Source organism: Streptomyces sp. NPDC001339 (assembly GCF_042895955.1).
In the GTDB taxonomy this organism is placed as follows: domain Bacteria; phylum Actinomycetota; class Actinomycetes; order Streptomycetales; family Streptomycetaceae; genus Streptomyces.
Map to the genome: position 1 here is coordinate 1 of NZ_JBIAWT010000031.1, position 1,643 is coordinate 1,643.

The window sequence follows — 1,643 nt, forward strand, 5'->3', positions numbered from 1 at the left end:
ATTGGGACGAAGTCGTAACAAGGTAGCCGTACCGGAAGGTGCGGCTGGATCACCTCCTTTCTAAGGAGCACTTCTTACCAAGCCTGGCTTGGTCAAGGGGCCAGTACATCAGCGAGTGTCTGATGCTGGTTGCTCATGGGTGGAACGTTGACTACTCGGCACACTTGGTCAGGGAGACCGTTAGTACTGCTTCGGCGTGGAACGCGATTTCTTGACTGAGGGTGTCGGGCGCGCTGTTGGGTGTCTGAGGGTGCGAGCGTTGCTCGCCCTTCGCGATGCCGGCCCCAGTGAACTCAGCCGTTGTGGTTGGGGTGGTGGGTGGCTGGTCGTTGCTTGAGAACTGCACAGTGGACGCGAGCATCTGTGGCCAAGTTTTTAAGGGCGCACGGTGGATGCCTTGGCACCAGGAACCGATGAAGGACGTGGGAGGCCGCGATAGGCCCCGGGGAGCTGTCAACCGAGCTTTGATCCGGGGGTGTCCGAATGGGGAAACCCGGCAGTCGTCATGGGCTGTCACCCGCTGCTGAACACATAGGCAGTGTGGAGGGAACGCGGGGAAGTGAAACATCTCAGTACCCGCAGGAAGAGAAAACAACCGTGATTCCGGGAGTAGTGGCGAGCGAAACTGGATGAGGCCAAACCAGTCACGTGTGATACCCGGCAGGGGTTGCGTGGTTGGGGTTGTGGGGTCTCTTTTCTGCAGTCTGCCGGCTGTGGGACGAGTCAGAAACCGTTGATGTAGGCGAAGGACATGCGAAAGGTCCGGCGTAGAGGGTAAGACCCCCGTAGCTGAAACGTCAGCGGCTCGTTTAAGAGACACCCAAGTAGCACGGGGCCCGTGAAATCCCGTGTGAATCTGGCGGGACCACCCGTTAAGCCTAAATATTCCCTGGTGACCGATAGCGGATAGTACCGTGAGGGAATGGTGAAAAGTACCGCGGGAGCGGAGTGAAATAGTACCTGAAACCGTGTGCCTACAAGCCGTGGGAGCGTCGCGTTGAGTCTTCGGACTCAACGTCGTGACTGCGTGCCTTTTGAAGAATGAGCCTGCGAGTTTGCGGTATGTTGCGAGGTTAACCCGTGTGGGGAAGCCGTAGCGAAAGCGAGTCCGAAGAGGGCGTTTGAGTAGCGTGCCCAAGACCCGAAGCGGAGTGATCTAGCCATGGGCAGGCTGAAGCGGAGGTAAGACTTCGTGGAGGGCCGAACCCACCAGGGTTGAAAACCTGGGGGATGACCTGTGGTTAGGGGTGAAAGGCCAATCAAACTCCGTGATAGCTGGTTCTCCCCGAAATGCATTTAGGTGCAGCGTCGTGTGTTTCTTGCCGGAGGTAGAGCACTGGATAGGCGATGGGCCCTACCGGGTTACTGACCTTAGCCAAACTCCGAATGCCGGTAAGTGAGAGCGCGGCAGTGAGACTGTGGGGGATAAGCTCCATGGTCGAGAGGGAAACAGCCCAGAGCATCGACTAAGGCCCCTAAGCGTGTGCTAAGTGGGAAAGGATGTGGAGTCGCAGAGACAACCAGGAGGTTGGCTTAGAAGCAGCCATCCTTGAAAGAGTGCGTAATAGCTCACTGGTCAAGTGATTCCGCGCCGACAATGTAGCGGGGCTCAAGTACACCGCCGAAGTCGTGTCATTGCAGTA

2 rRNA genes are annotated in these 1,643 nt (G+C 57.5%); both read left to right on the forward strand.

The annotated features are described in order from the left end of the window. Window positions 1–60: ribosomal RNA gene (locus ACFY12_RS35580) — 16S ribosomal RNA — on the forward strand; the annotation flags it as partial. Between the two features lie 305 nt (window positions 61–365). Continuing rightward, window positions 366–1,643: ribosomal RNA gene (locus ACFY12_RS35585) — 23S ribosomal RNA — on the forward strand; the annotation flags it as partial.